This window comes from Providencia sp. PROV129 (genome assembly GCF_028482245.1).
In the GTDB taxonomy this organism is placed as follows: Bacteria; Pseudomonadota; Gammaproteobacteria; order Enterobacterales; family Enterobacteriaceae; genus Providencia; species Providencia vermicola.
Genome location: NZ_JAMPQD010000019.1, coordinates 12339 through 38391, shown reverse-complemented (window position 1 = coordinate 38391; position 26053 = coordinate 12339). Strand labels below are relative to the sequence as shown.

Here is a 26053-nt window from a genome sequence, read left to right as displayed (position 1 = left end):
ATGAGTTTAGCTTCTGTCAGCGAACATTTGCTGGCCGCCAACCGCCTTGGGCAAGAAAATCTGTATGACATTTTAGGGGTATTATCTGAGCGCCATCTGGATTATGCGGATCTGTTTTTTCAATCAAGTTTCCATGAGTCTTGGGTACTTGAAGATAGGATCATTAAAGATGGCTCTTACAATATTGACCAAGGTGTTGGTGTAAGAGCGGTAAGCGGGGAAAAAACAGGGTTTGCTTATGCAGACCAAATTTCACTGCAAGCGCTGATGCAAAGCGCTACCGCAGCACGAAGCATTGTGAACGAACAAGGCTCTGGTAAATCACGCGTTTTAAGCAATGTTGAATACAAAAAACTGTACTCCGTAGTTGATCCATTACAGAGCCTGTCGCGTGAACAAAAAATTGATTTATTGCACCGTGTTGACCAAGTCGCCCGTGCTGAAGACCCGCGTGTTATCGAAGTGAATGCGAGTTTAACAGGTGTTTACGAGCAAGTACTGGTTGCCGCAACTGATGGTACATTGGCGGCAGATATTCGCCCATTAGTGCGCCTTTCGGTCAGTGTATTAGTCGAACATGACGGCAAGCGTGAACGTGGTGCCAGTGGCGGTGGTGGCCGTTATGGTTATGAATATTTCTTAGAATTACATCAAGGCCAAATTGTGGCAGAGCAATATGCCCGTGAAGCGGTACGTATGGCGTTGGTGAATTTATCTGCCGTTGCAGCACCTGCTGGAATGATGCCTGTGGTACTGGGAGCGGGTTGGCCAGGTGTACTGTTACACGAAGCGGTTGGCCATGGCCTTGAAGGTGACTTTAACCGTCGTGGGACATCCGTATTTTCTGGGCAAATGGGGGAGCAAGTGGCTTCGCCACTGTGTACTGTGGTGGATGATGGCACGATTGCGGGTCGTCGTGGTTCTCTTGCTATCGATGATGAAGGGGTACCAGGGCAATATAACGTCCTAATAGAAAATGGTATTTTACGTAACTATATTCAAGATAAACTGAATGCACGCCTGATGGGCGTTTCCCCAACAGGTAATGCACGTCGTGAATCTTATGCGCATCTGCCAATGCCGCGCATGACGAACACTTACATGCTGGCAGGTTCTTCAACGCCAGAAGAAATCATTGCTAGCGTCGACAAAGGCATTTACGCACCGAATTTTGGCGGCGGTCAGGTTGACATCACCTCGGGTAAATTTGTGTTTTCAACCTCTGAAGCCTACTTAATTGAAAATGGGAAAATCACATCGCCAGTGAAAGGGGCTACACTGATTGGCTCTGGTGTTGAGGCGATGCAGCAAATTTCCATGGTAGGTAATGACCTCGCACTAGACAAAGGTGTCGGCGTTTGTGGTAAAGAAGGCCAAAGTGTGCCAGTGGGCGTCGGTCAGCCAACCCTGAAATTAGACAAAATGACGGTGGGTGGTACTGCATAATTTCGCGATATCCCACGTTATAGCGGGTTAAACGGCAGCCTTTGCGCCAGTATGGGTTGCCGTTATTGTCATTATGAAGGTAATAAATGAATAAAAGAGTTATATCACTGGTGTTGATGGCTGTTTTGATTGTACTGAGCCTATACTTTCGTGGCGGTGATGTTCAAGATAAACCACAAGCAGATAAACCAGCGATTCCAGAACAAACAATCGCCCGAGATAATGCCCTTCCTAAAACTATTGACCAACTGACTGATCAACAGAATGTCGTTAGTTATATGCAGAAATATCAAAAACTTCCTGCATTTTATTTAACGAAAAAAGAGGCGAGACAAGCGGGTTGGGATGCCAAAAAAGGTAATCTTTGCGATGTCTTACCTGGGCGGGCAATTGGGGGGGATCGTTTTTCGAATCGCGAAAAATCATTGCCTATCGCAGATAATCGCCAATGGTTTGAAGCGGATATCAACTACCGTTGTGGGCACCGCGGGGCCGATCGTTTGCTATACTCTTCAGATGGGATGATTTTTGTTACCCACGACCATTATAAGAGCTTTAAACAAGTTAATTAAAGGAAGCATCGCGATGAGCAAACAGGTGAGCTTTGATTTTCGCCAGATAAACACACTGAATGATTTTTATCAGCAATTTGCTCAGCAATTTTCGCTTCCAGATTGGTTTGGTCATAACCTCGATGCTTTGTGGGACATGGTTTCTGCAGGCATTGAGCTTCCCGTGACAATTATTTTTAGCCACATGAGTGCAGAACAACGCATCGAATTTTCCGATATTATTGATGTGATGAATGATGCACAAGACATGTGGGAAGACGAATTTGTTTTTGCTTTAGATATAACAAAAAGTGCTAACTGATTTTCCAATCACTCATGGTAAAGTCTAAGCAAGATGACTGAGTTGATAGGAATTCTAAGATGAGCAACTTCACTTCGATGTTACGGCCATTAATAAATCAAAAATTCGTTATTATCCATGGCTATACAGCATCCCCCGAAAAAAATTGGTTCCCATGGTTAAAAAGCCAGCTTGAAGCGCTTGGCGCGCAAGTTGATGTGCCAGACATGCCAGATTCTTTATCCCCTGATCCAGTAAAATGGCAGCAGCGCTTGCAACAGCTTCCTTTTGACATTGATAAAGAGTCTGTGTTGATTGGCCATAGCCTTGGTTGTGTTACCGCATTGCGTTTTTTACAAAATAAGAATCAAGCGGTTAAGGGGTATGTCTTAGTGTCTGGTTTTGATGAAGAGCAACAGACGCTACCTGAGCTGCGTAGTCACACTTTGAGCCCACTCGGCTATGCAACATTAACTGATCTGGCTGATAAGCGAATTTCAATCATATCGACCAATGATGAAATTGTCTCACCATCCTCATCAAGAGTGCTGGCGGAGGCATTAAAAACACAGGTTATCTTAGAAGAGAATGCAGGGCATTTTCTGGATAGAGAAGGCTACACGACGTTTCCCACCTTGCTTGAGGCAATTAAACAGCAGTTTGGTTAAGGATGTGAGGGACTGCATCTTCCAGTAAGGCTATCAGTTCAGGAGCCATATACTGATAATCATCAGGAATATCCAGAACATGGAGGGGCTTGTGTTCAAGTAGGCGTGAAAAATCAGCTTTAAGGCGGTTTTTGTGTTTTTGTTCCATCACAAAAATGACATCAGCCCAACGGATTAAATCGGCATTAACGGGGCGTTTGGCGTGGCGGCTGGTTCCCGCTGAACGGGTGACCCAGCTTGCATGATTGCGCCAGATCTGTTCAGCGGTTGGGCTACGCCATTGATTTTTACTGCAAATGAATAAAATATTCATTAATCTTCTTGTATCTCATCAAGGCTATTACGCACAAGCTTAGCGCTGCTTACTTGCGGGTAGGTCATGCCAAGTTGGGCTGCGCGGATCATTTTTTCACTGCGTCCATACATCTGTTTCCAGTTTTTTTCTGGCGCATAACAGTCGACGAGGCGAGCGTTCAGTTGATCACGTGATTTATTGGTACGAGCTTGGGCTCTGCGCCATGCTCTATTTCGAGTATTATCCATATCTTCCTCATTATTTATCGGGGTTCAGCAGCCGCGATAATACGGGTCAGAGTATGACTAACAGGCGAATAGTACGCCGCTTTACGCGGGCTATCAATGGAAGGGATGCTTTTTAGGATTTTCCCCTAGGGGCTGTTTATCTTTGATGGTCAATTTTTATTCGAATTAAAGCCATTTTAGGCAAGGCGAGAGGTTCGCCGCCTAGTGAACTAGGCAAGAGCCTCTCAACACAGCATCAAATGAGTGAAACGCGCTTTAATCGAACCCGCAGGGCAGCGTTTAAGCACAATAGATAACGTAGATAATAGTCAGTCATCTTGATTGACACATTTATCATTGTTTTAATTGTTTTAATTGTTTTAATTGTTTTAATTGTTTTAATTGTTTTTTGACCTTTTTAGCGGTAAAAATCAGCAGCAAAGATAAACAGCCCCTAGCCCAAAATAGGCGTAGGGGAAAACGATTAGGCGATTTCAGATTGGTCTTTCAAATATTGGAATATTTGACGATACGCTTTTGGCGGTTTGTTGCCTTCACGTTCTTTTTTCGCATTACGCACAAGGGCGCGCAGTTGTTGCCTGTCCGTTGTTGGGAACAGCGTCACCACTTCTTCAATCACATCATCACCCCCTTCCAGCAAACGGGTGCGTAAATCTTCCAATTTATGCAGAATAACGACTTGCTGGTTATGGCGGTTTTTCAGTTTATCAAGGGCTTCGGTAATCGGTTCCACTTCACGTGAACGTAATAACTTACCGATAAGCTGTAATTGTCGACGGCGACCTTCACGTTTAATTTTTTGAGCGAGCTCAATGGCCTCAAGTAGTTGAGTGTCCAATGGAATACGTTCAAGCTCGCTTTTACTTAAATCAACGAGTTCAGCCCCCAGTTTTTTGAGGATCTCAGCATCGCGTTTAATTTCGCTTTTGCTGACCCAAATGATCTCCTCGTCTTCTTCGTCTTGCGGCGCTGGGATGTCATCCAGCCAGTCATCAGGCTGTTTGGCCATATCGATTTTCCTTTTTCCAAACACAGTCGTGAAATTACACGTAATTAATATGATTTACTGCGTTGTGAGTGTTAACATTTGACTATTATCTATTGTAACTGGGAAAACCCCTTTATGACTACCTAGCATTTGCATGTTAGGGCAGAAAAACATTTTCCCCACATTATTGGATTGAATGCATGAGTGTAACCGAACAAGTCACAGAACAACGTAAAAAACTCGAAGATGCAGTTGCGCACGCATTAGAATTTGCAAAGTCACGTTGTGATGCCGCGGAAGTGGCAGTGAATAAAAGCACAGGGATAAGCGTTAGTACCCGTCAAGGCGAAGTTGAAAATGTTGAATTTAACAGTGATGGTGCCCTTGGGATCACCGTTTATCACCAACAGCGTAAAGGTAGCGCATCTTCAACAGATTTAAGCCCTGAAGCCATCGAGCGTACCGTTCAAGCCGCTATCGATATTGCGAATTATACCTCTGAAGACCCTTGTGCGGGCCCAGCAGAAAAATCATTGCTGGCGTTTGAAGCACCTGATCTTAAATTATTCCAAGCGACAGCGCTCTCTCCTGAAGAAGCCATCCGCTTAGCGTCTATCGCTGAAATGTCAGCGCTAAATGCGGACTCGCGCATTGTGAATACCGAGGGCGGTAGCTTTAACGGCCACTACGGTGTGCGCGTGTTTGGGAACTCCCACGGCATGCTGCAAAGCTATTGTTCAAGTCGTTATTCTATGTCGAGCTGCGTTATTGCAGAGCATAATGGTGATATGGAGCGTGACTACGCTTACACCATTGGTCGCAGTGTGGATGCATTGAAATCCCCTGAGTGGGTGGGTCAAGAATGCGCTCGCCGCACGTTAGCGCGTCTATCCCCAAGAAAACTGCCAACAATGAAAGCCCCTGTCATTTTTGCGTCAGAAGTGGCGACAGGGTTGTTTGGTCACCTTGTTGGGGCGATCAGCGGCAGCAGCATTTACCGTAAATCGTCCTTTTTATTAGACAGCCTTGGCAAACAAATTTTACCAAGCTGGTTAACCATTAATGAGCAGCCACATTTAATTGGCGGTTTAGCCTCCTCACCTTTCGATAGCGAAGGTGTACGCACAACTGAGCGTAATATCGTGGAAGATGGCGTTCTACAAACGTGGCTAATGACCAGTTATTCAGCTCGAAAGCTGGGCTTACAGAGTACAGGCCATGCGGGGGGAATTCATAATTGGCGTATCGCTGGGCAAGGGCTTTCTTTTGATGCATTGCTCAAACAAATGGGAACAGGTTTAGTCGTTACTGAGTTAATGGGGCAAGGTGTGAGCGGCATTACAGGGGATTACTCTCGTGGTGCATCAGGCTTTTGGGTTGAAAACGGCGAAATCCAATACCCAGTGAGTGAAATTACTATTGCAGGTAATCTAAAAGATATGTGGGCCAATATGGTCACTATTGCTGATGATATCGAAACTCGCAGTAATATTCAGTGCGGCTCTGTGTTGATCCCAGAAATGAGTATTGCAGGGGAGTAAGGCTTTCCTCATCTAACGAACAACTTTAAGCGCCTAATACTTTTTATTAGGCGCTTTTACTTGGTGATAATATTATCTAATTTATTGATTTATAAACTGTCATGTTATTGTCGTCCCTCTGTCGCTAAGGCGTCGTGGTCAAAATTCTATTGAGTTGACAGTATAGCCATACACGAAGATTGCTAGGTCTAAGGTAGGTTATGATGGAAAACAAAGTCAAGCAGCTCAGATTGGCAAGAGCTTGGTCGCAAGAGCAACTTGCTCAATTGTCATCCCTAAGTACAAGAACGATCCAACGCATTGAAAATAATGAAGTGCCAAGTTTAGAAACGCTAAGTGCACTCGCATCCGTTTTTAATGTGAGTGTATCTGAGCTAACCTCTGAGCCTTTACTCGAAAGTTATGAGTTGGACAGCCGTATAGAAGAGGCGAAAAAGCGGGTTAATGATGAAATAAAATTACTGAAGAACATCATCATTGCGATTATTGTGTGTGCCGTATTGTATACTGTTAACTCTTTTTATACTCCGCAGCGTGATTGGCCAATTTGGGTGATGTCTATTTGGGGTGGGTTATTAGCGATAAAGGTGATTAGGCTCTTTTTATTGGATAAATTTTTTCGCCAGTGGCAACACAAAAGGCTACTGCGTATAACGAAAAAACCGTAGCATCATCTATCAAGATAACTATGCACAAAAAAGGCACTCAATGAGTGCCTGAATATGCCAGAAGACTTGCCTGAGTTTTTCAAGAAAACTTTTTTCGCTAAGCCATCCTTAATTCAGCAAGTCGAAATTAACGGTGAAATTCACCAGCCGCTTCTGGCTGATACACGATTTCAAGAACACGAACGCGTGTTTGCACACCGTTTGGCAGCTCCCAACTAATTTCGTCGCCAACGTGCATACCTAATAGTGCAGCACCGATAGGCGCCATAACAGATAACTGTTCTGCACTGTCTTTTAGTGAGGCAGGGTAAACTAATGTACGTGTGCGCTCTTCATTACTAATGAGGTCTAAAAAGCGAACCGTACTGTTCATTGTGACCACGTCAGCAGGAATTTCTTGTGGGCTAAGAATATCCGCACGGTCAAGTTCATCATTGAGCGCTTCAGCAACAGGGGTGCCTGCGTAAGCTGGCTGTTCCATTAGTGCATCTAAGCGTTCAGCATCTAAATCATTGATAATAATTGTTGGCTTTGTCATACCACACTCCAATAGAGACGTACAAAGCAAACACCCCCCACCCAGAAGGTAGGGGGTGTTGCTATTAATAAATTTGTTTAAAATATTAGGCGCTATGCGCTTTAAAGGGAAGAGATCAGGATCACGATCTCCAAGCCTGCCTTTGTAAAAATACGCATATTGATATTTTTATTGTTAGGTAGAAATAGGCTTACTCTTCATCAAACCCACTCTCGAATAGGTTAACAATTGCGGATAATGCCTGATTTTCATCTGCACCACTCACTTCAATATCAATTTTACTGCCTTGTTCCGAGTCTAACATCAACATTGCGATAACGCTATCCGCCTCTGCCTCAATTTGGCTATTATTCCGCAAAATAACCTTAGAGTTAAATTGTTGAACTAAATCATAAAGTAACATAGCTGGTCTTGCATGCATTCCAAGGCGGTTTTTTAGCGTTATGGTGGCTTTTACAGTCATTTCAGCTACTTGCGTTTTTCGAGAGTCCTGTGGCGCGATTGCACGTTTTTACCACGGGAGCGGAAATAGTCAGCAAGCTGTTCTGCAACATAGACAGAACGGTGTTTCCCCCCCGTACAGCCAATCGCAACGGTTAAGTAGCTACGGTTGTTCGTTTCTAACATCGGTAGCCATAACTCTAAATAGCTACGGGTTTGGTAGATAAAGTTGTGAACTTCAGTGTGCCTATCCAAGAATGCAGCAACAGGGCGATCAAGGCCTGTCATTGGGCGCAGTTTCGGGTCCCAGTGTGGGTTTGGTAAAAAGCGCACATCAAAAACATAGTCCGCATCAATAGGGATACCATGTTTGAAGCCGAAAGATTCAAACACCATTGTCAGCTCACGCTCACGTTTGCCCATTAAACGCGTTCTTAGCATTTCTGCAAGTTCATGCACAGACATCTCAGAGGTATCGATAACTAAATCTGCCCGTGAACGAAGTGGCTCTAGGAGCTCATTTTCTTCGTCAATTGCGCTTTCAAGAGACAGGTTTTTACTTGAAAGTGGGTGCAACCTGCGAGTATCGCTGTAGCGGCGGATCAGGGTGTTGCGATCGGCATCCAGAAACAATAGTTGTGGAGAGAAGCTAGCGGGTAATTTATCAATCGCTTCTTCAAACACTTCTGGATTGTCGGGCATATTACGCACGTCTATACTCACTGCTGCTGAGATGTTACGATCAGCCAGTGAATTGGCTAACTCTGGCAGTAATACGACTGGCAGGTTATCCACGCAATAGAAACCCATATCTTCCAGCGCACGTAAGGCAACGGATTTCCCCGAACCGGAACGGCCGCTGACAATCATCAGCACCATGAGCTTACTCCCTTTCGTTTCCTAATGATGTATTTCTTAATAAACTGTGTTTTGCATGTTTTTAATGATAAAAACCATAGCAATATCATTAATCTATAGCAAGACACATAAATTATCACTTACTCAGTAATAATACTATATAGTTCATCATCACTTTGTGCGCTACGCAGACGCTTACAGAATGTTTTATCGGCCAGCTTTTTGGCGATAAGTGAGAGCGTGTGTAAGTGCGTTTTGCATTGATCAGATGGCACAAGTAGTGCAAAAAGCAGGTCAACAGGCTGATTATCAATCGCATCAAAGGCAATAGGTTCTTCTAAATGCAAAAATACACCAACAGCATGGGAACTTTCGCTTTCATCTAACTTGCCATGAGGGATTGCAATCCCGCCACCAATACCCGTGGTACCGACTTTTTCTCTGGTTAATAACGCTTCAAATACCGTATTTTCAGGTAATTCCAATTCAACGGCAGCCAGCTCACTAATAATTTCTAGGGCTCTTTTTTTACTGGTGCACACAATATTATTACGTGTACAGGCTGATGATAAAACATCGTTTAACTGGATTTCTATATCACTATTCATTTTATTGTTCACTTAGGACTACAAAACCAGATGATGTATGCCACCATCTGGTTTGAAACATTCGTTGGCTAACGAATCAGCCACCTCAATGTATTAATGTTGTCTCAGTTTTTCTTTATGTTTGGTTAATTGGCGCGACAGTTTGTCTACCAGTAAATCGATAGCGGCATACATGTCATTTTCTTCCGCTGATGCATGGAGCTCCGCTCCATTGACTTGCACGGTTGCTTCAGCAATTTGCTGAACTTTTTCAACTTTCAGGACGACTTGGATACTGTTAATACGGTCAAACAGTTGCTCTAATTTACTGAGTTTTTTCTCAACAGTTTCACGCAGTGCTGGAGTAACTTCAATATTGTGTCCAGTAATCTGAAATTCCATACAACCTTCCTTATTTTATCAATTAAACCAGTTGTTTACGCTGGTTTGAGGGCGGAATAGATAACGATTCACGATACTTAGCAACAGTACGACGAGCCACTTGAATACCTTGCTCTGCCAGCATACTCGTCAATTTACTGTCACTCAATGGTTTTGCGGGGTTTTCCGCAGCAACCAGTTTTTTCACCAAGGCCCGAATTGCGGTAGAGGAGGCTTCGCCACCTGTATCCGTGCTTACATGGCTGGAGAAAAAATACTTCAACTCAAAAATGCCTCGTGGGCTGTGGAGAAACTTTTGAGTTGTCACTCGCGAGATGGTAGATTCATGCATGTCCACTTGATAGGCAATATCCGCCAGTATCATGGGTTTCATGTGTTCCTCTCCCAGCTCAAAGAATTCTTGTTGCTGTTCGACAATACAGGTCGCCACTTTTAACAAGGTTTCATGGCGGCTTTCTAAGCTTTTAATCAACCATTTTGCATCTTGCAGGTGGCTGCGAATATATTGTGTATCATCATCGCTAGCTGAACTATTTGCCATCGAAGCATAATGATTGTTAATACTGAGTTTAGGAATGCTATCTGTATTTAACTCAACTTGCCAGTGCCCAGCTATCTTTTTCACTAAAACATCAGGAATAACATATTCCGATTCACCTGTATTGATAGACTGCCCTGGCTTTGGATTTAATGCGAGAATTAAGTCGATAGCCGTTTTTAAAGCATCTTCCTTTAAACGCGTTAATTTACCAAGCTGCCTAAAATCACGGTTAGCCAGTAAATCAATATGGTTGGTAATGATTAACTTTGCTTCTTGTAGACCTTCCGTTTCTTTTGGGTAGAGCGAAAGCTGAATTAATAAACACTCTTTTAAATCTTGTGCCGCGACACCAAGTGGGTCAAAGTGCTGGATGCGTTTAAGTACCGCAATCACTTCTTCTAAACTAATTTCTGGATTATCAATCCCTTCATGTATATCAGAGATTGTTGTTGTGAGATAGCCAGAGTCATCTATGGAGTCAATAATTGCGGTGGCAATCGCACGGTCAGTATCCGTAAACGGCGTGAGATCCGATTGCCATATCAGGTAATCTTGCAGTGTCTGAGTGGTTTCACCTTGGTAAACAGGGAGTTCATCGAAGCTGTAATCGTTGCTGGTACCTGAAGGTGTTCCTGCTGTGTAGATTTCGTCCCAATCCGCATCAAGAGGAAGTTCTTCAGGCATGTCATTGTTTTCTAAGGCGTCTTTGGTATCGAGCTCACTGCTGTCTGTGCTGGCAAGGGAATCAATCGAGTCAGTTTCAGAACCTAACTCTTCTTGCTCAAGAAGCGGGTTAGTTTCCAACGCAAGTTGGATTTCTTGTTGAAGCTCAAGTGTAGAAAGTTGCAGCAGACGGATTGCCTGTTGTAATTGAGGGGTCATCGCAAGTTGTTGACTGACTCTGAGCTGCAAACTTTGCTTCATGAAACTGTTTTCTTCTCCCTAACAATAGAATACGACATACGGTTTATAACCGGAAACCTTCACCTAAGTATACACGTTTCACTTGTTCATTTTCCAATATCATGGTTGGTGTACCATGGGCAATCAGGTGACCTTGGCTGACAATATAGGCTCTTTCACACACATCTAACGTTTCACGGACGTTATGGTCGGTAATCAAAACACCGAGGCCATAGTCACGTAAATGTTGGATAATTTTTTTAATATCCAAGACAGAAATTGGGTCGACACCCGCAAAGGGTTCATCCAATAAGATGAATTTTGGATTAGCGGCGAGGGCCCTTGCAATCTCAACTCGGCGGCGTTCCCCACCAGAAAGGGATTGCCCCATGCTGTCGCGAAGATGTGTGATGCTAAATTCTTCCATTAACTCTTCAGCACGTTCTTTACGTTGGGAAGATGTTAAATCTTCGCGGATTTCCAATACCGCCATCAGGTTATCATAAACGCTAAGGCGACGGAAAATAGAGGCTTCTTGAGGAAGATAGCCAATACCGCGGCGCGCACGTTCATGCAGTGGCAGTAAGCTGATATCTTCACCATCAATTAAAATTTTGCCCGCATCCCGCTGAACAATGCCCACAACCATATAAAAGGTGGTGGTTTTACCGGCACCATTTGGCCCTAACAGGCCAACAATTTCGCCTGATTTAACTTCAAGGCTGACATCTTCAACAACCTTGCGTTTTTTATAGGATTTAGCCAGATTCTCTGCGGTTAGTGTCGCCATAACGATTATTTACTCTTACCCGTAGTTGCTGATGAATTGTTTGCTGCTGGGCCTTTTTCTTGCAATTGCGCTGGCAAAATCACAGTAGTCACGCGCTTGCCTTTATCACTAAAGGCTTCCATTTGCTGTGTTGGCACAACATAGGTGATTTTGTCGCCTTTAATATTGCTGTCTAGCTGCTCTAAATACGCACCGCCCGTTAACGTGACGAGCTGTTTATCAACTTCATAACGCGCTTTGTTTGCATGGCCTTTAATTGGCTTGCCGTCATCTTGTAGCTGATAAAAGGTCACAGGGTTACCAAATGCTTCGATGACGATTTTATCGGAGTCGCTGCTTGGACGTGTTACAACCACTTTGTTGGCTCGAATATCAATTGAACCTTGTTTAATGATGACGTCATCGGTAAATGTGGTGACGTTCTTTTCTAGATCAAGGGATTGCTTAACCGAGTTAATTGTCATCGGTTGCTGGGTGTCACTTTTTAATGCCATCGCTGGGAGGCTAAGAGCCAAAATTGCACTGGCAACCGCTCCTTGAATAAAACGCTTCTTAGTTACTTGATTCATTTTGATGCTCTTCTGGTTGTAACACATAATGAGTTTTCACATCTTCGATTAATTCTGCGGTTCTAGTACGAAGATTTCCCTTCATTTTTAGACCAGTAGAATTAAGGCCATGTCCAATAATGGTCACTTTATCGTCAGATGAAACGTCTTGTGTTGTCAAATTGACAACTGCACTTTCAGTTGTAATTCGTTGAATTTGCGACTCTTTCGTTAAGCTGTCGACTTGAACATCACTGTACAGATAAAGCACTCGATCGTTTGTTAACCTTGCTTTAAAGGCAGTGACTGTCCATGTTGGCACGCCCGCTTCATTATAAGTGGTTAAAACGGGTTTCGAAAACCACGTGATTTTTCCTTCGGTATAATTATCAATTTTATCCGAAACGAGTTTATACGCTAGATTTCCTGTTGGGTTATAGACGTAAGTTACTGAATCATCAGTTTGATAATTAGGTTGCCCATCATTGATTACTTTTTCCTGTGAGTCTGATGTGTCATTACCCGCTAAATTCCAGCCGATAAGCCCCAGCACAACTAAGGATAAAATAATGATTAACCACTTCTTCGCATTGCTCATGAATTCAATCTATTCGTTATATCGATAAGCCTTTTGCTTCTTCCAATTTACCTTGGGAAAGAAGGATCAGGTCACAAAGTTCACGTACTGCACCCTTTCCACCAGCGATGCGTGTTATGTAGTTCGCTTTTGGTAATAGCAGTGGATGTGCATCCGCAACAGCAACAGATAGCCCAACTCGAGCCATTACTGGCCAATCGATAAGGTCGTCGCCAATATAAGCTACTTCGTCTTCTGCTAGCTGTAGTGTATCCAACAGTTCGCGATACGCCAAAAGCTTATCGCTTTGGCCTTGGTAAAGATGTGTAATGCCTAAAGTTTTTGCTCTATCTTCAAGGAGTTTCGCTTTTCTGCCTGTAATAATGGCGACGTCAATATTGGACGTTAATAGACAACGAATGCCATAGCCATCACGTACATTAAAAGCTTTGAGCTCTTCACCACTATTGCCCATATATACCAAGCCATCGGACATCACACCGTCAACATCACAAATTAGCAGCTTAATTTTAGCGGCTTTTTCGATAACGGATGTTGCCACAGGGCCGTAGCAAGTATCCACGTTTTGAGAACTCATGGTATTTCCTTATATTATACAACACCTGCTTGGAGCAGATCGTGCATGTGTAAAACACCGACTAATTTGTTGTCTTGTGCGACTAATAATGAGGTCACGTGTTTTGATTGCATTAAATTAAGCGCTTCAACCGCGAGCATATTGGGCGAAACCCGAATGCCACCTGGCGTCATGAGATCTGCAATTTTCGCGTTATTTAGGTCAATTCCCATATCAAAGATACGGCGCAAGTCACCATCTGTAAAAATGCCCTCAATATTCATATCGTCATCACAGATAACCGTCATACCCAGCTTTTTACGGGTTATCTCGACTAAAGCTTCCCGCAAAGACGCGCTTTTAGGGATATGGGGGATATCTTCACCCGTATTCATTAAATCACGAACTAAGAGTAAAAGTTTGCGCCCGAGTGCGCCGCCTGGGTGAGAAAGTGCGAAATCATCCGCTGTAAACCCACGGGCAGTCAATAATGCGATAGCTAAGGCATCACCCATGACTAAGGTTGCGGTTGTACTGGTCGTTGGCGCGAGCCCTAATGGGCAGGCTTCCTGTGGTACTTTAATGCACAGGTGCACATCTGCATATTTCCCCATATTACTATCAGGGTTGTTAGTCATACAGATTAAGGGAACCTTAATACGTTTTAAAACAGGTAGTAACGCTAAAATTTCCCCTGATTCCCCTGAATTTGAAATGGCTAACACCACATCTTTACTAGTGATCATGCCAAGATCGCCATGGCTAGCCTCACCAGGATGAACAAAAAACGAAGGTGTCCCAGTACTAGCTAATGTTGCGGCAATCTTCCTGCCAATATGCCCCGACTTTCCCATACCCATAACGACAACTTTGCCTTTGCAGCCGAAAATCAGTTGGCAAGCACAGTCAAAATCATGATTAATATATTGTTCGAGGTTTTTTAAGCCGTCGTGTTCGATATGGAGAACTTCTTTACCTACTTTCTGAAAATCGAAGTTTGACATTTCTAGTTCCATGCGTAGCTTTTAAGTTAATCGGATTAGCGAAATCAAATTGTATAACGAATACTTAGTATCAGTAAGTATTTTGTCTGTTAAGCTATTCTTAATGATAGTTTTGCACCTAATCGCTATTTTGTTTATGTTTAAGGTAGATGAAATACGCTGTCATTAGCACCCTAAACCAAAAATGTATTCGCTAATTCACGTATTCTCATGCTAGTAAATTGCAACACTCTAAGAGCTATCTGCTTTTATTAATGAAAGAGTTACCTAACTATAGGTAAATTCCATAGGGAGTTAGCCGCTTTTTAGAGATAAAAAACAGCTACAATATTAACAGTTACCTTTTTGACGCTATGATACTATAAATTCCACTTTGTTGTGATATTTGACGATTTTCAGTTTATCTTTCGGTAATATCTGAACGGATAAATGCATACTCAGGCATGATGTATAACGAGTTATTTAATAATGCAATCACAGACAGACAACTTAATTGAAGTACGGAACATGTCCTTTACTCGAGGCAATCGGAAAATATTTGAAAATATTAACCTGACTGTCCCTCGTGGTAAAATTACGGCAATAATGGGGCCATCTGGGATTGGTAAAACCACATTGCTGCGCTTGATTGGTGGGCAATTACGGCCAAGTGAGGGGGAAATTTGGTTTGATGGTGACAATATTCCGTCGCTATCACGTTCCAAGTTATATCAATCACGTAAAAAAATGAGCATGCTGTTCCAATCAGGAGCGCTGTTCACCGATATGGATGTGTTCAATAACGTGGCATTTCCGCTGCGAGAACACACAAACTTGCCAGAGTCTTTAATTCACACGACAGTGATGATGAAATTAGAGGCGGTTGGGTTACGCGGCGCCGCAAAATTGATGCCATCAGAGCTTTCTGGTGGGATGGCTCGCCGTGCTGCACTCGCACGTGCCATTGCCCTTGACCCTGATTTGATCATGTTTGATGAACCCTTTGTGGGGCAAGACCCAATTACTATGGGGGTCTTAGTTAAATTAATTGATGAACTGAATCAAGCGCTTGGCGTAACGTGTGTGGTGGTTTCTCACGATGTGCCAGAGGTATTGAGCATTGCAGATAATGCGTATATTGTTGCCCAGCAGCATGTTATTGCTCAGGGAACGGGTGAAGAGCTGCGTGATAATCAAGACCCTAGAGTGCGCCAATTTCTTGATGGTATCGCTGATGGTCCCGTGCCGTTCCGTTTTCCTGCCAATGATTATCTGGCCGATTTATTAGGGTAAAATAAGATGATAATAAAGGCGATAGCAGCCTTCGGACGTCGGTGGATTGATATTTTTTCTGCCTTTGGTCGAGCTGGATATATGCTGTTTCGTGCCTTATTGGGGAAACCTGAATTTGGCAAGCAGTGGCCACTTCTGATGAAGCAACTGTATGCTGTGGGCGTACAGTCTTTATTGATTGTGGCCGTATCGGGCTTATTTATTGGCATGGTACTGGGGCTACAAGGTTATCTTGTCCTCACCACATTCAGTGCAGAAGCTAGCCTTGGCATGATGGTGGCGCTTTCTTTATTAAGAGAGCTTGGCCCTGTTGTGACGGCCTTGTTATTTGCAGGGCGTGCAGGTTCGGCGTTGACCGCCGAAATTGGCTTAATGAAAGCTACGGAACAGATTTCGAGCTTAGAAATGATGGCAGTTGACCCATTAAGACGGGTTATTGCGCCACGCTTTTGGGCGGGTTTTATTAGTATGCCTTTGTTATCACTGATTTTTGTGGCTGTCGGTATTTTAGGTGGCGCATTAGTCGGTGTGGATTGGAAGGGGATTGATGAAGGCTTTTTCTGGGCATCAATGCAATCTTCTATCGACTGGCGATTAGATCTGGTTAACTGTGTTATCAAAAGTTTAGTGTTTGCTTTTACGGTGACGTGGATCGCACTGTTTAATGGCTATGATGCAATTCCAACCTCGGAAGGGATCAGCCAAGCAACAACGAGAACCGTTGTTCACGCGTCATTGTCTGTTTTAGGACTGGATTTCGTACTTACCGCACTGATGTTTGGGAACTAAGTCATGCAAAGTAAAAAAAGTGAAATATGGGTTGGCTGTTTTATGTTGTTGGCGATTGCCGCAATTATCTTTTTGTGTTTAAAAGTCGCCGATTTGAAATCAATTGGTAGCCAATCTACCTATCAAATTTCAGCGTCTTTTGAAAATATTGGTGGCTTGAAAGAAGGTTCTCCGATCAAAGTCGGTGGTGTGGTTGTCGGCCGTGTTGCCAGTATCACTCTCGATAAAAAGAACTATGTACCTGAAGTGAAAATCGACTTATTAAGTGAATACGACAATATTCCAGATTCAAGTTCTTTATCCATTCGTACATCAGGTTTACTGGGTGAACAGTATATTGCCATGAATATTGGCCCTGATGATGAGGAGTTAGGGATTGCGATTTTGAAAGATGGCGGACGCCTTGAGGATACTAAACCCGCTATGGTGTTAGAAGATTTAATCGGGCAGTTCTTGTATAAGAGTGGCGATAGCCAAGGTGCAGAGCCTGCATCTAAGTAATGTGAAGCTCCCTCAAAATAGTTAAAGGAATGAATTATGTTTAAACGTTTAATGATGGTTGCCATGTTGGCTATTGCGCCATTTGCGATGGCAGTAGACCAAACTAATCCGTATAAATTAATGGATGAGGCGGCAGCAAAAACTTTTACTCGGTTGAAATCTGAACAGCCGAAAATCAAACAAGATCCTGAATATCTAAGAACGATTGTCCGCGAAGAATTACTGCCTTATGTGCAAATTAAATATGCAGGTGCACTCGTTTTAGGTACTTACTATAAAGGCGCAACACCGGCACAACGTGATGCCTACTTTGCGGCATTTGAAGATTACCTTGAGCAGGTTTATGGCCAAGCATTGGCGATGTACCATGGTCAAACTTACCAAATTGCACCAGAACAACCTATTGGTGATAAAAACATTGTTGCCATTCGCGTAACGATAATTGATACCAATGGCCGCCCACCAGTACGCTTAGACTTCCAATGGCGTAAAAACAGTAAAACAGGTTACTGGCAGGCATATGACATGATTGCTGAAGGCGTAAGCATGATCACCACCAAGCAAAATGAGTGGGGGGATATTTTACGTAAGCAAGGTATTGATGGCTTAACAAAACAGTTAGAAATCAGTGCAAAAGCCCCAATTACGTTAGAAGAGAAAAACTAATATGAGCCAGGTATTGGCATGGGAGAAAACGCAATCAACGTTGTATCTGACGGGGTCATTAGACCGTGACTCATTGATGTCGTTTTGGGACAAAAAGTCCCCACTGCTGGAACATATTGAGAAAATAGATGTTTCTGGCTTAACCCATGTAGATTCAACGGGGCTGGCTATGTTAGTTCGCTTAAAAGGTGAGTTTCAAGCCAAAAAACAGCCTCTGAATATTATTGGGGCCAGTGATAACTTGAATACACTTATTGAGTTATATGGGGTGAAAAGCATCATTCTAGATTAAGGCGATGAGTCTTAAATTTAGTCAAGTTATGTAAAAATAAGCGCCTCTACGTGCATTTGTGCGTAAGAGGCGTTTTCTTTGGTTTAAGTGTTAGGCGTAATCCTTTAGGATAGGCGTTTATGCTCTTTTAATTCGAGTTGTGACTAATTGGGCACATTCAACTAGAATTAGCCAGAGTAAAATTAAAAACCACAAATAATCATAATAGAGTCACTATGGAAACCAACGAAATAAAACAAGTATTGATGGAAAAGTTGTCTCTGGATGAGGCTATTGTTACGGGTGATGGTAGCCACTTTCAGGTTATCGCTGTCGGTGACATGTTTGACGGTATGAGCCGTGTTAAGCAACAGCAAGCAATTTATGCGCCATTGATGGAATATATTGCGGATAACCGCATCCATGCTCTATCAATTAAAGCGTACACCCCTGCGCAATGGGAGCGCGATCGTAAACTTAGTGGCCTTTGATTTCAAAGCCTAAGCGAACAGCCTGTACAATTCGACATACGAGAATACTTGAATGGATAAGTTTTTAGTTAAAGGACCAACCCGTTTATCGGGTGAGGTTACTATTTCTGGCGCGAAAAACGCTGCGCTGCCAATCCTGTTCGCTGCTCTATTGGCTGAAGAGCCAGTAGAAATACAGAATGTTCCTCATTTGAGGGATATCGACACCACCATCAAATTATTGAACCAGCTTGGTACGAAAGTGAAACGCAATGGTTCTGTATTTGTTGATGCGAGCACAGTAAGCACTTACTGCGCGCCTTATGACCTCGTGAAAACTATGCGTGCTTCTATCTGGGCGCTGGCACCTTTAGTGGCACGTTTTGGTCATGGTGAAGTTTCTCTGCCAGGTGGTTGTGCTATTGGTGCTCGTCCTGTTGATCTACATATTTCTGGTTTAGAACAGTTAGGTGCAAATATTGTTTTGGAAGATGGTTATGTGAAAGCTACCGTCGATGGCCGCCTGAAAGGGGCATGCATCGTGATGGATAAAGTCAGTGTTGGAGCAACTGTTTCAATTATGACCGCAGCCACATTAGCTGAAGGCACTACCGTCATTGAAAATGCTGCGCGTGAGCCTGAAATTGAAGATACTGCCAACTTCTTAAACACTCTTGGTGCAAAAATTACAGGTGCAGGAACTGACCGTATTGTGATTGAAGGGGTGGAACGTTTAGGTGGTGGGACATACCAAGTTCTGCCAGACCGTATTGAAACAGGCACATTCTTAATCGCAGCTGCTGTTTCTCGTGGTAAAGTCATTTGCCGCAATGCACGTCCAGACACCCTAGATGCGGTATTAGCAAAACTGCGTGAAGCGGGTGCAACGATTGAAATAGGTGATGACTGGATTAGCCTAGATATGGAAGGTAAGCGCCCTAAAGCGGTCACTATTCGTACTGCACCACACCCAGGGTTCCCAACGGACATGCAAGCACAATTTAGCTTACTTAACCTAGTGGCTGAAGGTGCAGGGCTTATCACTGAAACGATTTTCGAAAACCGATTTATGCACATCCCTGAGCTTATCCGTATGGGGGCTCATGCAGAAATTGAAAGTAATACAGTGCTATGTCATGGAGTTGAGAAATTAACTAGTGCACAAGTGATGGCAACAGATTTACGCGCATCTGCAAGTCTAGTGATTGCTGGCTGTATTGCGGAAGGCACTACAACGGTTGACCGTATTTACCACATTGACCGCGGTTATGAACATATTGAAGATAAACTGCGTGGCTTAGGGGCAGATATTCAGCGTGTTCATTCAGACGACTAGTTTTCTCGTTTATTGAATTGAAACAAAAATGCCGTTCAAACTGAATTGAACGGCATTTTTATATTAAAATTCATTTGGTAGCATCATCCTGCTTGCCCTTCAGGATTTTCTTCTATAATCACATCGATCGTTTTCATTTCACCATCGCGTAATATTTGCACCGACACTTTACTGCCAGGGCGAATTTCTGCAACTAAGTCCATCGTTTCAGCGGCAGAAACTGCAGGTTTTCCATCAACAGATAAAATAATATCCCCTTGCATAATACCCGACTTAGCGGCTGGGCCATTTGGGGCAACTTGGAAAATACGCAGTCCTTGTATCTGATTGATATTATTGTTGTTTGACCTGATTTGCGGTAGTTCACGTGCAGTAATACCAATATAACCACGGATCACGCGGCCATCACGGATCAGCTTATCCATAATTTTTGTTGCAAGCGCGGTTGGGATAGCAAAACTGAGGCCTTCAGAGGTAATGCCTTGCCCCGCGGTAAAGGACAGAGTGTTAATTCCCACTAACTCACCTTCGGTATTAATCAGTGCTCCACCTGAGTTACCTGAGTTAATCGAAGCATCTGTTTGTAAGAAATTTTGCCGACGAGTGGAGCTTAAGCCAACACGACCTGTCGCACTGATAATACCTTGAGTCACAGTTTGACCAATATTGTACGGATTGCCAATGGCTAAGACGACATCCCCCACATGGGTGACACGTTGAGTATTAATTGGGATCACTGGGAGGTTATCGGCATCAATTTTTAATACCGCAAGATCGGTGAGCGTATCAGAGCCTACCAGTAATGCATCAAAAATTGCGCCATCTTGCAGTGCGACTAAAATTTGGTCTGGGTTATCAACAACATGCTTGTTAGTAATTATATAGCCATTCGGGCTCATAATGACACCAGAGCCTAACGATTTAAGTTCACGACCAGACTGGGAGAAGCTACCTTTGGAGCTACTGTAGACATAAACCACGGCAGGGGCTGCACGGCGTACAGCTTTGTTATAACTAACAGGCTCATTATCCGTTTTGCCATACAGTAAATCAGCTAAACCTTGCGGACGCAATGAAGGTACCGCAATGATGATAATCAATGCAGCTAATAGGCCTAGCATGACAGAAATAGTAAGCTTCTTTACCATAAAATATTGGAGATTCAGTTATTTCTTAAACATGTACTGAGCATAACATAAAAAAACAGGCACAGTAGAGTGATACTGAGCCTGTTTTATTGACTTTAAGACCGATTTTTATCAATTAATTACGCATTAATAAATATAAGGTTTCGCCGTCACGTAATACTTTCATTGCCAACACGGGTGGTTTGCCATCGATAATTTTACGGAATTGATCAATAGTTTCAACTCGTTGGTCATTGACGCCAAAGATTAAGTCCCCTTTGACTAAACCAATTGCGGCAGCTGGAGACTTAGGCGCGACGCTATCGACTTGAACACCACGTGTATTGCTAATGGTTGCATTAGAAATAGTTGCACCTAATAATGACTCAGTTAATTTTTCAGCTCTTGTTGCTGAACCTTCATCATTTTCAAGGACGACTTTCACGTCCATCGGTTTACCCGAGCGGATCAGGCCGATAGTAATTTCTTTACCGATTTGGCTAGTGCCGATTTTGGCTCTTAATTCTGCGAAGCTATTGATGCGTTTGCCATCAACAGAGACTAATACGTCCCCAGACTTAATACCCGCTTTCGCAGCAGAGGATTTCGGTAGAACTTCACTGACGAATGCACCACGTTGAGCATCAATATTAAAGGCTTTTGCGATATCAGAATTCATCTCAGTCCCTTTAATACCGAGGATACCGCGCTTAACTTCACCATGTTTAATCAGCTGCTCACTGAGATTTTTTGCCATATTACTTGGAATAGCAAAACCAATGCCGATATTACCACCACCTGGCGCTAAAATAGCGGTATTGATACCAATCAGCTCACCATTTAAGTTGACTAAAGCACCACCAGAGTTACCCCGGTTGATAGAGGCATCGGTTTGAATAAAGTTCTCTAAGCCTTCAAGATTTAAGCCACTACGGCCTAATGCTGAGATAATACCTGACGTTGCCGTTTGCCCCAACCCGAATGGGTTACCAACCGCGACAGCAAAATCACCAACTCGTAACTTATCAGAGTCTGCGATATTAACTGCAGTTAAGTTTTTGATATCTTTATCGTTAGAGATTTTAAGCAATGCAATATCTGTTTGTGGATCTTTACCAATCAGCTTTACAGCGATTTCACGGCCGTCATTGAGTTGAATTTGAATTTTATCTGCACCATCAATGACATGGTTGTTAGTTAAAATATAGCCTTGTTGCGCATCGATAATCACGCCCGAACCGAGGCCTTCAAAAGGACGCACGCTTTGTTGTTGTGAAGGTGCATTTGGGCCAAAGAAGAATTTCAGCTCTTCTGGAATTTGTTGATTTTGCACACGTGTTCCTGACACATGAATATTCACCACCGCAGGCAGAACTTTTTCAAGCATAGGTGCAAGGCTTGGCATGTTTTGGCTTTGCGCTGTTGCTGGTAATGTTGCAGGTAGCGCCGCGCTACTTATCGTTGGGATAGTGGCCAGTGATAAGCCTAAACTCATTGCTACAGCGGTAAGAAAAAAGTTTTTTCTTTTCATAATTCAGTTAATTCTCTCAAGAATAAAGGTTCAATTCACTGTGGAGCCTTTTATTAGGCAAGCACAATGCGTTTCTATTTGGTTGGTATAAGATTCAATTTTACTGATGACTATGACCACAGATTATGCGCAAAAGTTCCACTTACGGATAGCAATTAACCACTCTTTTACATCTATTTACATGTAATTTAAGTAAGACTTTAACTTCTATACGGTAGTTAAATAAATTGTCTAATTAAATTTAGATGGAAATATTGTTCAAGATTATTAAATGATTATTTCACAGCAGATGATGCGAGTTGAATGGGGGGTTTTAGTTAATACAACAAGAAATCACCAGCAAGTGAGACTTACTGGTGATATACAATTAGAAACTATTTTTCTTTCTCTTCGATAGGTCGAAATAAGCCTGATGCGCTATCCGAATAATCTCTTGGTGGCATTTTTACTGGCGCTTGATCGTTATCGGCTTCAGATTCCGTTAAACGATAGTTAAACGGGTTATCTTGTGCTGGCATATCTGGCATTAATTCAGATGAACTTTGTGCCATATGTTGGTAAAGCTGACGGTAATCACGCGCCATTTTATCCAATAATTCTGCGCTACGAGCAAAGTGGCTGACTAATTCTTTACGGTACTCTTCCAGTTCAGTACTTTTTTTGTCTAGCTCAGCTTGCGCTGTTTTTTGTTGGCGAAGTTTTGGATTACCATAGCGGACAACTAATGCACCGATGATAAAACCAACAATCAATCCGATTAATGCATACTCCCAGGTCATGCTGACTCCTTCATTACTTCAATGTTCGCAGAAATTAAGCGTCGTTACCGTTACTATACCTTAAATAATTCAAGTTGCATGTAGACGTCAAGTAAAGCATCTCAACATATTGTAATTTGGCCGTTAAGTGATGATAAAACCCACAGCGCTTGAATCGAGTAATTGTAAAACAATTAACCGCTTTTTTAAGAGTAGAATCTTAAGGTGAATTTCCTTACTCTATGGTGATTCGTTAACCGAAAGTTAAATGGTAACTGAATCTGGTTATAATAAAGGCAGTGTATATCAAATAACGGTAAAAAAACCGAAAATTTTTTAAGGATTATTCAGTTAATGTCACCGATGACCCCTACAATGCGTTATCAACAAGCGCTAGCGGATGGCAATTATCAGCCAGATGACGTGCAAAAGCTTGCCGTAGAACGTTTAGATAAAATTTATCAGCAACTGACTCAAGCTGTTTTAGCTGTGCCAAATAGAAAGAATAACGGTTTTTTTAGCCGATTATTAGGGAAAAACGCGGCCAATAAATCAATAGAGCCTGTTCAAGGCTTATATATGTGGGGCGGGGTAGGTCGCGGTAAAACATGGCTTATGGACATGTTTTATGAAAGCTTACCTGGTGATCGTAAACTTCGGTTGCATTTCCATCGTTTTATGAAGAAAGTGCAGGAAGATTTGATGGCTTTACAAGGGCAGGAGAACCCGCTAGATATCATTGCGGATGAATTTAAAAAGCAAACTGATGTGCTGTGTTTTGATGAGTTTTTTGTCTCTGATATTACTGACGCGATGATACTGGGAACACTGCTAGAAGGTTTGTTTGCCCGCGGGATCACGCTGGTTGCCACGTCAAATATCATTCCTGACAATTTATATCGCAATGGCTTACAGAGGGCACGGTTTTTACCTGCTATCGAACAAATCAAAAAATATTGTGATGTAATGAATGTTGATGCAGGGATTGACTACCGCTTACGGACTTTGACGCAAGCTCACCTCTTTTTATCTCCGATAAATGCACAAAATCGCCAGCACTTGGATGAGATTTTTGTCAAATTGGCGGGTAAGGAAGGTAAGTTAAACCCAGTTTTAGAGGTCAATCATCGGAAAATGCAAGTGCTTCGCTCAGCGGAAGGCGTTTTAGCCGTAGAGTTTAAAGTGCTATGTGAAGAGCCGCGTAGTCAAAATGACTATATTTACTTATCAAACTGTTACCACACGGTTTTATTGTACGATGTCCCTTCGATGGGGTCGAGAGATGAAAATCCTGCACGGCGTTTTCTTGCGCTGGTGGATGAGTTTTATGAGCGTAAAGTGAAATTGGTGATTAATGCAGAAGTCCCGATGGAATCATTATATCAAGGGCAACTTTTGGCCTTTGAATACCAACGCTGTTTATCTCGCTTACAAGAAATGCAAAGCGAAGAATACTTAAAAATTCCACATTTGGCTTAAGTTTTTTTGCTTGCATGCGAGTTTCAGCGCAAAAATAAGCTAAAACGTTTAAATTAAGTACAAATGGCGTTTGATATTCACACAAACGTAAAAAAAATGCATTTGGGGTCGATTTTTGTTTCTGACTTCTCTATAATCTTGCGACCCCACGTTACAGCGCTATTTTTTATTTCCCAAAAAATAACGCATAATGCCAGTTAGGCTGCTCGAAGGGGTAGGTTTACTGGACAAAGAGTCGTGTGAACCTCAGAAAGCTTATGAACATGAGTGTTCACCAACGTGTAACTTCAATATTGGGTAAGTTTTAATGAAAACTTTTACAGCTAAACCAGAGACCGTAAAACGCGACTGGTACGTTGTTGATGCAGATGGCAAAACTTTAGGCCGTCTTGCAACAGAAATTGCTAGCCGTCTGCGCGGTAAGCATAAAGCGGAATACACTCCGCACGTGGATACTGGTGATTACATCATCGTTCTGAATGCAGAAAAAATTGCTGTTACCGGCAAAAAACGCGAAGACAAAATCTACTATCGCCACACTGGCCATGTAGGTGGAATCAAGCAAGCAACTTTCGAAGAAATGATTGCTCGCAGTCCTGAGCGTGTGCTTGAAATCGCGGTTAAAGGCATGTTGCCAAAAGGACCTCTGGGTCGTGCAATGTACCGTAAACTGAAAGTTTACGCAGGTAATGAGCACAACCACGCGGCTCAACAACCGCAAGTTCTTGACATTTAATCGGGATTATAGCAATGGCTGAAAATCAATACTACGGCACTGGTCGCCGCAAAAGCTCATCTGCTCGTGTCTTTATTAAGCCGGGTAGCGGTAACATCACAATCAATCAGCGTACGCTGGAACAGTACTTTGGTCGCGAAACTGCGCGCATGGTCGTTCGTCAGCCGTTAGAATTGGTTGAAATGTTGGAAAAACTGGATCTGTACATCACTGTTAAAGGTGGTGGTATTTCAGGTCAAGCAGGCGCAATCCGTCACGGTATTACTCGTGCACTGATGGCTTATGATGAGACTCTTCGTTCTGATCTGCGTAAAGCTGGTTTCGTTACCCGTGATGCGCGTTCTGTTGAACGTAAGAAAGTGGGTCTGCGTAAAGCTCGTCGTCGTCCACAGTTCTCCAAACGTTAATTTATTGCCCTGTGGGCATAAAATTGATGAAAAAACCCGTCTTTATGGCGGGTTTTTTATTGCCTAAAAATTAATAAACTGACGTTTAAAGATAATTTAAAAAAGAATTAAATATAATTAGCAGAAAAAGACAACGAATTAGTCTAAAATTTAAAATAATCACTCTTTGGTAATAAAAATTGTTTTTTTTATCATATTATTTAGATAACCATGGAGTTAACTTTAAGGTTTATTGTTT

At 42.7% G+C, this 26053-nt stretch carries 33 protein-coding genes; 16 read left to right on the top strand and 17 right to left on the bottom strand.

What is annotated here, in order from left to right:
* From tldD to PSF27_RS14385, 4 genes are all read left to right on the top strand, one after another.
* Positions 1–1446 (top strand): metalloprotease TldD, encoded by a 1446-nt coding sequence (tldD, locus tag PSF27_RS14400; RefSeq protein WP_206083536.1) that lies wholly within the window; start codon positions 1–3, stop codon positions 1444–1446.
* 86 nt (positions 1447–1532) lie between these two features.
* Entirely contained in the window at positions 1533–2018 is a 486-nt protein-coding gene (locus PSF27_RS14395) for a ribonuclease domain-containing protein (RefSeq protein ID WP_272681732.1), read from the top strand.
* A 13-nt stretch (positions 2019–2031) separates the two neighbouring features.
* Positions 2032–2319: a barstar family protein gene (locus PSF27_RS14390; protein ID WP_047757384.1), complete on the top strand. Its 288-nt coding sequence runs from the start codon at positions 2032–2034 to the stop codon at positions 2317–2319.
* Positions 2320–2378: 59 nt separating this feature from the next.
* Positions 2379–2966 (top strand): RBBP9/YdeN family alpha/beta hydrolase, encoded by a 588-nt coding sequence (locus PSF27_RS14385; protein ID WP_272681731.1) that lies wholly within the window; start codon positions 2379–2381, stop codon positions 2964–2966.
* Here the strand turns inward: PSF27_RS14385 and PSF27_RS14380 are convergent.
* The 3 genes from PSF27_RS14380 to yjgA all read right to left on the bottom strand — a co-directional run bounded on the left by PSF27_RS14380 (position 2947) and on the right by yjgA (position 4518).
* The gene (locus PSF27_RS14380; RefSeq protein ID WP_206083539.1) at positions 2947–3279 is read right to left on the bottom strand and encodes a low molecular weight protein tyrosine phosphatase family protein; all 333 of its coding nucleotides are present in this window, start codon (positions 3277–3279) and stop codon (positions 2947–2949) included. The genes PSF27_RS14385 and PSF27_RS14380 overlap by 20 nt on opposite strands.
* The gene (locus PSF27_RS14375) at positions 3279–3509 is read right to left on the bottom strand and encodes a hypothetical protein (protein ID WP_272681730.1); all 231 of its coding nucleotides are present in this window, start codon (positions 3507–3509) and stop codon (positions 3279–3281) included. The genes PSF27_RS14380 and PSF27_RS14375 overlap by 1 nt, the downstream gene beginning before the upstream one ends.
* A gap of 463 nt (positions 3510–3972) precedes the next feature.
* Positions 3973–4518, bottom strand: a complete 546-nt coding sequence (gene yjgA, locus PSF27_RS14370) for a ribosome biogenesis factor YjgA (protein WP_206083541.1) — start codon at positions 4516–4518, stop codon at positions 3973–3975.
* Between the two features lie 179 nt (positions 4519–4697).
* On the opposite strand from yjgA, the gene pmbA reads away from it, so the two are divergent.
* On the top strand, positions 4698–6038 hold the full coding sequence (gene pmbA, locus PSF27_RS14365) for a metalloprotease PmbA (protein ID WP_206083542.1): 1341 nt from the start codon (positions 4698–4700) through the stop codon (positions 6036–6038).
* A 200-nt stretch (positions 6039–6238) separates the two neighbouring features.
* Positions 6239–6706 carry a helix-turn-helix domain-containing protein gene (locus PSF27_RS14360; RefSeq protein WP_206083543.1) on the top strand — a complete coding sequence of 156 codons (468 nt, stop codon included), beginning with the start codon at positions 6239–6241 and terminating at the stop codon, positions 6704–6706.
* 127 nt (positions 6707–6833) lie between these two features.
* Here the strand turns inward: PSF27_RS14360 and rnk are convergent, their stop codons facing one another.
* The 11 genes from rnk to kdsD form a co-directional block, all read right to left on the bottom strand.
* Positions 6834–7244 (bottom strand): nucleoside diphosphate kinase regulator, encoded by a 411-nt coding sequence (gene rnk, locus PSF27_RS14355; protein ID WP_225818527.1) that lies wholly within the window; start codon positions 7242–7244, stop codon positions 6834–6836.
* Between the two features lie 190 nt (positions 7245–7434).
* Positions 7435–7707: a PTS phosphocarrier protein NPr gene (gene npr / locus PSF27_RS14350; RefSeq protein WP_206083545.1), complete on the bottom strand. Its 273-nt coding sequence runs from the start codon at positions 7705–7707 to the stop codon at positions 7435–7437.
* Positions 7708–7712: 5 nt separating this feature from the next.
* A complete protein-coding gene (gene rapZ / locus PSF27_RS14345) occupies positions 7713–8564 on the bottom strand; it encodes an RNase adapter RapZ (protein WP_206083546.1) in 852 nt (283 codons plus the stop codon).
* 119 nt (positions 8565–8683) lie between these two features.
* Positions 8684–9151, bottom strand: coding sequence for a PTS IIA-like nitrogen regulatory protein PtsN (gene ptsN, locus PSF27_RS14340; RefSeq protein WP_206083547.1), 468 nt, complete (start codon positions 9149–9151; stop codon positions 8684–8686).
* 93 nt (positions 9152–9244) lie between these two features.
* Complete coding sequence (gene hpf, locus PSF27_RS14335) at positions 9245–9532, bottom strand: ribosome hibernation promoting factor (protein ID WP_206083548.1); 288 nt, start codon at positions 9530–9532, stop codon at positions 9245–9247.
* Positions 9533–9554: 22 nt separating this feature from the next.
* Positions 9555–10997, bottom strand: a complete 1443-nt coding sequence (gene rpoN, locus PSF27_RS14330; RefSeq protein ID WP_272681729.1) for an RNA polymerase factor sigma-54 — start codon at positions 10995–10997, stop codon at positions 9555–9557.
* Positions 10998–11040: 43 nt separating this feature from the next.
* Entirely contained in the window at positions 11041–11766 is a 726-nt protein-coding gene (gene lptB, locus PSF27_RS14325; RefSeq protein ID WP_206083550.1) for an LPS export ABC transporter ATP-binding protein, read from the bottom strand.
* A 5-nt stretch (positions 11767–11771) separates the two neighbouring features.
* Positions 11772–12335, bottom strand: coding sequence for a lipopolysaccharide ABC transporter substrate-binding protein LptA (gene lptA / locus PSF27_RS14320; protein ID WP_206083551.1), 564 nt, complete (start codon positions 12333–12335; stop codon positions 11772–11774).
* Positions 12319–12912, bottom strand: a complete 594-nt coding sequence (gene lptC, locus PSF27_RS14315) for an LPS export ABC transporter periplasmic protein LptC (RefSeq protein ID WP_206083552.1) — start codon at positions 12910–12912, stop codon at positions 12319–12321. The genes lptA and lptC overlap by 17 nt, the downstream gene beginning before the upstream one ends.
* Positions 12913–12928: 16 nt before the next feature.
* Positions 12929–13489, bottom strand: coding sequence for a 3-deoxy-manno-octulosonate-8-phosphatase KdsC (kdsC, locus tag PSF27_RS14310; RefSeq protein ID WP_206083553.1), 561 nt, complete (start codon positions 13487–13489; stop codon positions 12929–12931).
* 14 nt (positions 13490–13503) lie between these two features.
* Positions 13504–14472, bottom strand: a complete 969-nt coding sequence (kdsD, locus tag PSF27_RS14305) for an arabinose-5-phosphate isomerase KdsD (protein WP_206083554.1) — start codon at positions 14470–14472, stop codon at positions 13504–13506.
* 468 nt (positions 14473–14940) lie between these two features.
* On the opposite strand from kdsD, the gene mlaF reads away from it, so the two are divergent.
* The 7 genes from mlaF to murA all read left to right on the top strand — a co-directional run bounded on the left by mlaF (position 14941) and on the right by murA (position 19777).
* Positions 14941–15744 (top strand): phospholipid ABC transporter ATP-binding protein MlaF, encoded by an 804-nt coding sequence (gene mlaF / locus PSF27_RS14300; protein WP_206083555.1) that lies wholly within the window; start codon positions 14941–14943, stop codon positions 15742–15744.
* A 6-nt stretch (positions 15745–15750) separates the two neighbouring features.
* Positions 15751–16533: a lipid asymmetry maintenance ABC transporter permease subunit MlaE gene (gene mlaE / locus PSF27_RS14295; RefSeq protein ID WP_047756206.1), complete on the top strand. Its 783-nt coding sequence runs from the start codon at positions 15751–15753 to the stop codon at positions 16531–16533.
* A 3-nt stretch (positions 16534–16536) separates the two neighbouring features.
* Positions 16537–17034 carry an outer membrane lipid asymmetry maintenance protein MlaD gene (gene mlaD, locus PSF27_RS14290; protein ID WP_206083556.1) on the top strand — a complete coding sequence of 166 codons (498 nt, stop codon included), beginning with the start codon at positions 16537–16539 and terminating at the stop codon, positions 17032–17034.
* Positions 17035–17070: 36 nt separating this feature from the next.
* On the top strand, positions 17071–17700 hold the full coding sequence (gene mlaC, locus PSF27_RS14285) for a phospholipid-binding protein MlaC (protein ID WP_272539230.1): 630 nt from the start codon (positions 17071–17073) through the stop codon (positions 17698–17700).
* 1 nt (position 17701) lies between these two features.
* Positions 17702–17992 carry a lipid asymmetry maintenance protein MlaB gene (mlaB, locus tag PSF27_RS14280; protein ID WP_206083558.1) on the top strand — a complete coding sequence of 97 codons (291 nt, stop codon included), beginning with the start codon at positions 17702–17704 and terminating at the stop codon, positions 17990–17992.
* A gap of 215 nt (positions 17993–18207) precedes the next feature.
* The gene (ibaG, locus tag PSF27_RS14275) at positions 18208–18462 is read left to right on the top strand and encodes a BolA family protein (protein ID WP_206083559.1); all 255 of its coding nucleotides are present in this window, start codon (positions 18208–18210) and stop codon (positions 18460–18462) included.
* Positions 18463–18514: 52 nt separating this feature from the next.
* Positions 18515–19777, top strand: a complete 1263-nt coding sequence (gene murA / locus PSF27_RS14270) for a UDP-N-acetylglucosamine 1-carboxyvinyltransferase (RefSeq protein ID WP_206083560.1) — start codon at positions 18515–18517, stop codon at positions 19775–19777.
* 83 nt (positions 19778–19860) lie between these two features.
* On the opposite strand, the gene degS is transcribed toward murA, so the two are convergent.
* The 3 genes from degS to zapG all read right to left on the bottom strand — a co-directional run bounded on the left by degS (position 19861) and on the right by zapG (position 23214).
* The gene (degS, locus tag PSF27_RS14265) at positions 19861–20925 is read right to left on the bottom strand and encodes an outer membrane-stress sensor serine endopeptidase DegS (protein ID WP_272681728.1); all 1065 of its coding nucleotides are present in this window, start codon (positions 20923–20925) and stop codon (positions 19861–19863) included.
* 115 nt (positions 20926–21040) lie between these two features.
* A complete protein-coding gene (locus PSF27_RS14260; protein ID WP_206083562.1) occupies positions 21041–22435 on the bottom strand; it encodes a Do family serine endopeptidase in 1395 nt (464 codons plus the stop codon).
* Positions 22436–22809: 374 nt separating this feature from the next.
* Positions 22810–23214 (bottom strand): Z-ring associated protein ZapG, encoded by a 405-nt coding sequence (gene zapG / locus PSF27_RS14255; protein ID WP_206083563.1) that lies wholly within the window; start codon positions 23212–23214, stop codon positions 22810–22812.
* Positions 23215–23547: 333 nt separating this feature from the next.
* On the opposite strand from zapG, the gene zapE reads away from it, so the two are divergent.
* From zapE to rpsI, 3 genes are all read left to right on the top strand, one after another.
* The gene (gene zapE / locus PSF27_RS14250; protein WP_272681727.1) at positions 23548–24672 is read left to right on the top strand and encodes a cell division protein ZapE; all 1125 of its coding nucleotides are present in this window, start codon (positions 23548–23550) and stop codon (positions 24670–24672) included.
* Positions 24673–24979: 307 nt separating this feature from the next.
* Positions 24980–25408 (top strand): 50S ribosomal protein L13, encoded by a 429-nt coding sequence (gene rplM, locus PSF27_RS14245; protein WP_006814213.1) that lies wholly within the window; start codon positions 24980–24982, stop codon positions 25406–25408.
* A 14-nt stretch (positions 25409–25422) separates the two neighbouring features.
* Entirely contained in the window at positions 25423–25815 is a 393-nt protein-coding gene (gene rpsI / locus PSF27_RS14240; protein ID WP_004258235.1) for a 30S ribosomal protein S9, read from the top strand.
* The last annotated feature ends 238 nt before the right edge of the window (positions 25816–26053 follow it).